Source organism: Sporosarcina sp. P16b (assembly GCF_002743065.1).
In the GTDB taxonomy this organism is placed as follows: Bacteria; Bacillota; Bacilli; order Bacillales_A; family Planococcaceae; genus Sporosarcina.
Map to the genome: position 1 here is coordinate 62,073 of NZ_PDYO01000014.1, position 6,000 is coordinate 68,072.

The window sequence follows — 6,000 nt, forward strand, 5'->3', positions numbered from 1 at the left end:
AAAATATAATCGCATTTGCTAGTGCACTTTTATTCTAAGCTATTACAGGAAAAATCCGCTTTTGAGATAGCTGTTTTCTTTTCAAAATATATGATAAAACGATACCTATTTAAATAGATTATTAACCTAATTATGTATTTGAAATATTTTTCTACGTTTAACATTACACTCATGCTAACATGTTTTGAGCGGAATGTAATCCAATCTAAGGACTTCTATGAACTATGTCAGCGAATGAATTGGACAAACGAATGTATAGAAAAGTTGGAAGTCCATTTTGCACATGTGGAACGAAATGAGAGAAAACGTTAAAGAAGATGCAGTTTAGATCTTTGAGAATATGCCAATATGAAGATTTCCGAAACACATCGTGTTCTGTCGTATTTACTCAAAATAAAAAGCATCTACGAACGTTATGATATCAACGTTTGTAGATGCTATAGGTCTTACTCAAATTAACACAATAAGACTTGGTGATACCCGAGGCCGGTTTCTTTTATCGCCTATGGATACTTTAGGTACAATACTTCCGGCAATGATTGTGTATAATTTGTGCATAATCATTTTATTGTGCATTTTAGCCGTTTACTCTTTTGACAGAGTAAACACTTTTTTATGCTAATATCTTCCTAAAACATTCGGCAATCAGCTGCTAAATAAATATGGTTTCAAATTGCATTCTTTGTTTTGAATTTTTCCAAAACATGTTAAAACACATAAATAGTTCAGCTTCTATTTAATAACTTCCACGTTTATTATTTTTCTTCACTAAGCCAATTATTAAGCCAGTTAATTTCTTCTTGTGACAAGGGATCTTCTTTTTCTTCTCTAGCAATTACATTATGCCAATTCGCTTCTTCCCATTCTAAATGTGCTTCCCAATCACGCATAACTTTAACCGCTTTTTCTGTTTCTAATTGGTGTCTAGTTTTGAAAGGTATTATAATCACCATACATGCCACCTCTTTCGATAAGATCTGTTCCTTCTATTATATAGGCTCAAATTGAAAGAATCAAAAAAGCATTAACAATAGAATAGTACATTTTTTTCGAAAGTGAATAGAATTATGTATTTCTGTGATTTCAGTCTAGAGAAAAAGAAGGTCAAAAACCTTATAAAAGATTTTAAGCGTAATAAACAACCTGTTATTTTTATACGTCACAAGGATGGAAATAGTGAAAGTCCAATAGCTGATGGTTCTGAAGGAGGAAATATTGATTCGGATTTAGTAAAGTATGCAGATAATATTATTGAAAAGAGTACTCCAAGTGCATTTCTCAAGACTAATCTGCAGGAAATACTACAATCGCTCGGTGTTAATCATATTTTTATGACTGGGTTCAATACAGAGTATTGTCCCCAATTTACTGCAATTGCTGCGTACGACAGAGGATACCAGGTTACGTTTATTGAAGATGCAACGGCTACAGTTAATGATGATAGTACCTATGAATTTCCAGGTTTAGACATCCGTGATTTTGTAGGTTCAGTGCTTAATTGGTCGAACGTCATTGAGGTTCTTGATTATGAAGAATACGTAGAACAATATGCCGACGTAGAATTAAAATCCTAGTCTCACTTAAAAATAATAGTTGATGTTGTCTGACGCAATCGGGCGCGATTGTGTAACAAAAAAATTCTATAATCTAAAAAAAAGCTCAGATTTAAGTCTGAGCTTTTTGTATGCTATTTATTTTTTGATTAGTTATTGAAAAATAAAACATTTAAATTCTTAGTGGTATATTCTCACCGGATACCAAAGCCGAACTCGTTGCTGTAAATGTAAGCCTCTAGTTTTTACTTTATATTTCAAACGCAGTAAAACTTCCTACGTCATCAAAATCTTTAACTTGTACGACCTTGTCTGAAAACTGGTTAACTGTTTTTATATTACTTCCTATCGTAAGGGATAATACATTACAGTTCTTTTCTTTTTTCTTTTTATTGAACGACTCAAGAAACGAATCTTGTACTTTGTCCTCCCCATCTGTAATAAAAACTAAATCAGCTTGTTTAAAACGACTTTCGTTTATTACATTCATCGCTCTTTCAAGAGGAAGTGTAAAGTCCGTACCTCCACCTAGGAAAGTTTGAGCTAAATTGATCATATCTGAACTTTTTATTTTCCCTCTTTCATATTTAAAGATTTGTGTACGAGTAGAAAACAGGATTAAACAAAAATCCCTTTTCTGTTTTCTTGCAATCGACATGAGTGCTAACGTAAATCCTTTTGATTTGGTATCGAGCTTGTGCATACTACCTGATTGATCCAGACAAAGCACAATTGGACCTTTCCCTAGTACCTCATGTCCTTTCTGTTCATATTGCATCGTTTGGCCTTCCACAAAGCGACGTAGGAAATCGTTCTTCGTTATTGGATGTGTATACAGACCTAACTCCATCGGTAACAATCGCTCAATATCGTTGCCAAGCGTAACCCCACTTCTTTCCATTGAATCACTATGTTTAGATTTTTGCTTTTTACGGGCTATCTGTTTGAATCGACCAGCCCAATCCGCAATTTCTTTCATCTGTTTATCTGATGCAATTTTTTCAACTAATGAAATTTGATCTCGTAAAGGAACTTTTTTCAGTTCTGCGTCACCACTACCTGCACTCGTGCCTCCAACTAATGATTTCAAGCTATCCTTCGCCTGTTTCGTTTCCTGCATAGCTTGTGACATCGCTTCTGAAAAGCTATGACTGTTGTTTTGCAATGTCTGATGAAGCTGACTTCCTAAGTCTGACATTGCATCTTTTAAGTCTTCTTGTAACTCCTCACTACCTTTACCAGCCCTATTTTGTCGGTCCTGCTTTTGAAGTTGCCTTTGCATTGCCTGAATTTCCTGCATTTTCTTTTCTAGGTCTTCATCTCTGCCTTTTTGTTCAGCTAACCATTCTTTTGTTTTCTCTCCAAATTTAACAGTTCCTATGGCTGATGATAAATCATCCAGTCGGGTATATTTCCGGTAACTTTCAAACGAGTCATCATTCATGATTTTTTCCATAAATGATTTGTTCACTTGCAAATCATCGGGAATATCATCTTCACTCAATTCAGGCTTCATTTTGTATAACGATGCCCAAATATCAGCGAGCAACGGCTCAAATGTAGGTAATTCTCCATCAACTTTTAGCTTTTGAAGACTTTGCGACATAGAATAAATTTCGTTAAAACGCCTTTTATCAAATGCATCTGTATTCAACACAGATTGATTTCCACTTTTCACTTTAGCTTTTGCTGGTTTCAAAAGAAACACTTCCCTTCATTTGAATGAATAAAAAGCCAAGGATTAATTCCGTGGCTTTCAACTTCCGATTTTTACGCTTAAAACGGCATTTCAACAGCAGATTTTGTACTTGAAGTATCAATATCCATTGGCTCTAAAATACTATCAAGAACCTCTTGCTGAATCGCCTTCACTTTATCGAGCAGCGGATCTATATCCCCATCCCTACTTTGATTATGCTTTTTCAACTTATTTAAATCTGCAACCAACGATTTCAGTTTTTGAGTCGCTTCCATACCAGCATCAGTAGAGGCATCCTTCTGAATAAGTGAATATATTTCACTCGCCTCTTCCTGAACCCTATCTAGTTTTTGAGTAACCACATCTTGTGCGTGGCTACGAACAATCAAAGAAACGTTATCCTTTTGATCAACTGTTTCCCATAGTGCATTTTCAAGAATGACAATATCATCAACTTTCACAACTTGTCTTTGGTTTATCAAAGCCTTCGCCTGAAGCACTGAGAGCGACTGTTTAAATCTTCTGTCAGATGGACGGATTCCTTCATCACGTAATTCATTACGGATTTTTGAAAGCGTGTCATAGACTTCATCAGGAATTGTAACCATGTCAGTAAAAAACTGAAGTTGAACCAACTCATCCATTGTCATAGAAGGCATAACAAAATTTTGACCGGTGCCCTTCATCATCGAAACAAAATTCGTTTCATCTGCAATATAATCTAGTTCGAATCGAAGTAAGAATCTGTCGAAAAGAGCTTCAAGCCCTTCTCCTTCTTCCGGGTATTCATTTGAGGCTCCAATGACTGACATCAAAGGAACCTTTACAGGTGTCCCGTTATTATAGAATAGCCTTTCGTTTATAAGCGTTAGCAAACTATTTAGGATTGCTGAATTTGCTTTAAATATCTCATCTAAAAATACGAGATTGGCTTCCGGCATTTTAGTTGCTGTATTCCTCTTGTACACGCCCTGTTCAAGATCTTTTAACGACAAAGGACCAAAAACTTCTTCGGGTGTACTGAACCTTGTTAGCAACCATTGAAAATAATTTGTTCCCTGTACAATCTTGGCTAACTCTACAGACAATGCCGATTTCGCGGTTCCGGCAGGTCCAATCATCAACATATGCTGCCTAGAAAGTAGAGCAACAAGAATCCCCTCAACTTCATCCTTGCGTTCAAAAAACTTCGCATTGAGCGCCTTTTTAATTTCCTCTAACTTGGTAAAATTAGTGTTTGTCATTTTGATTAACCCCTTTTTTAGTTTAGATAGAAAAGGGAAGCAGGCTTCTAATGAAACCCTACTCCCCCTTTCAAGAATCATTTTAGTTTTTCGCTGAAAGAATAAATAATTCTTGTTCTTTTATCGATAACTCACGCATCTTCATCTGCAACTCCTGTTCTTTCAATTCATTTGAACGTTCGAGTTCTTGAGCAATCATCTTAACGTGTTGCACACAATCAACAACATCTCTTTCATAGAATTTTCTTCCCATTATCGTTTGATAAAATTCTGTCATTTTAATCTCTCCATTCCGTTACTTTTTAAAGATCCGCTACCATTTTCGAAACAGCAGCACGAATCGTCATGATTTTATTCTCTAGCGTATCTGCTTCATTGGCGACAATGCCTTTGTAATTACGATAGTTGGAAATAACAGACTTCGCATTTTCAATAATCTCTTTCACTTGTCCCTTTTTCAGCCCATCACTCGACTTACAATCCTGTAAAATGGATTCCAAATGATCATTTAGCTTCGTGTTCACCATTTGTCGGTTGTCGAATGTATTAACGACGGGTATCTTGAACCCTTCACTGTTCTCAAGAGAGGACGTAAAGTTTACAAGTTGATTCAACCCTTCCGTATGTGAATCTGGAACAAAATAAACACCGCCATTAGGACGCACAGGTGTGGGTGCTAGCGATTGAAGTATTTTACTCACCATTACTCTTACTTGCTGGGCTGAATAATGGTCTTTATAAATATTGAAATTTCGCTCTGCTTCATAACACAACTCTTTTGCAATTTCGTTCTCTGTTATAAACGTTAAAGAACTATTCTGCTTATCTAGCGTGATTACTCCCGCTTTACTGTTGTAATCAAGTCGTTTACCGGCCTGATCCACTTTTTCTACCACAATGTTTCTTTGCACGTGGCTCTTGTCAGAGAACACTTCACGTATAAGGAAGTTCTCGAATACACCAGCGTGTCCAGTAGATTTTCTAGTCTCAATCTCCTTCGTACTTCTTCGGAAAGCATCTGCTGGACGAATTGCATTTGGCATCCACTCAACAGGTAATCCTGATTGAACAAGTCCCCGTTCTAAATCATCCATTTTGACTAATTGCTTGCCTACAGAGAACCACATCAAGTGACCTAAAATACCGTCTTGCTGTTGGTTTTGAACAGCCGTCATATTATCAAGATTAATTGACATACCTAACAACCCTTTCTAGTTTTGTATTTTAGATAAATAAAAAAACGCATTTGTACCTAGCGATTGCTAAGTAAATGCATTTTAAAATAACCCAATTTGTTCGATTTCAATAAATCCGCTTCCATCTCCTTTCAATAAATCCGCTTCCATCTCCTTTCAATATCTTTTTGAAAGATCGAGTAGAGTGAACGAATCGTAATTCGATTCGTTCGACCCTCTCACACCACCGTACGTACGGACCCGTATACGGCGGTTCAATAATTCGAGTGTACAAACTGGTACTTCTTGGATATATCCATATATCCAAG

General features: G+C 36.2%; 6 protein-coding genes. 1 reads left to right on the plus strand and 5 read right to left on the minus strand.

The window, feature by feature from the left end:
• Positions 1–755: 755 nt before the first annotated feature.
• Positions 756–953 carry a hypothetical protein gene (locus tag CSV77_RS13485; protein WP_099673792.1) on the minus strand — a complete coding sequence of 66 codons (198 nt, stop codon included), beginning with the start codon at positions 951–953 and terminating at the stop codon, positions 756–758.
• A gap of 114 nt (positions 954–1,067) precedes the next feature.
• On the opposite strand from CSV77_RS13485, the gene CSV77_RS13490 reads away from it, so the two are divergent.
• Positions 1,068–1,574, plus strand: a complete 507-nt coding sequence (locus CSV77_RS13490) for an isochorismatase family protein (protein WP_099673793.1) — start codon at positions 1,068–1,070, stop codon at positions 1,572–1,574.
• Positions 1,575–1,803: 229 nt separating this feature from the next.
• Here the strand turns inward: CSV77_RS13490 and CSV77_RS13495 are convergent, their stop codons facing one another.
• The 4 genes from CSV77_RS13495 to CSV77_RS13510 form a co-directional block, all read right to left on the minus strand.
• Positions 1,804–3,252 (minus strand): VWA domain-containing protein, encoded by a 1,449-nt coding sequence (locus CSV77_RS13495; protein ID WP_099670876.1) that lies wholly within the window; start codon positions 3,250–3,252, stop codon positions 1,804–1,806.
• Between the two features lie 77 nt (positions 3,253–3,329).
• On the minus strand, positions 3,330–4,496 hold the full coding sequence (locus CSV77_RS13500; protein WP_099670877.1) for an AAA family ATPase: 1,167 nt from the start codon (positions 4,494–4,496) through the stop codon (positions 3,330–3,332).
• An 82-nt stretch (positions 4,497–4,578) separates the two neighbouring features.
• A complete protein-coding gene (locus CSV77_RS13505; protein WP_099670878.1) occupies positions 4,579–4,773 on the minus strand; it encodes a hypothetical protein in 195 nt (64 codons plus the stop codon).
• Positions 4,774–4,798: 25 nt separating this feature from the next.
• Positions 4,799–5,692 carry a DUF6744 family protein gene (locus CSV77_RS13510; RefSeq protein ID WP_099670879.1) on the minus strand — a complete coding sequence of 298 codons (894 nt, stop codon included), beginning with the start codon at positions 5,690–5,692 and terminating at the stop codon, positions 4,799–4,801.
• Positions 5,693–6,000: the final 308 nt, after the last annotated feature.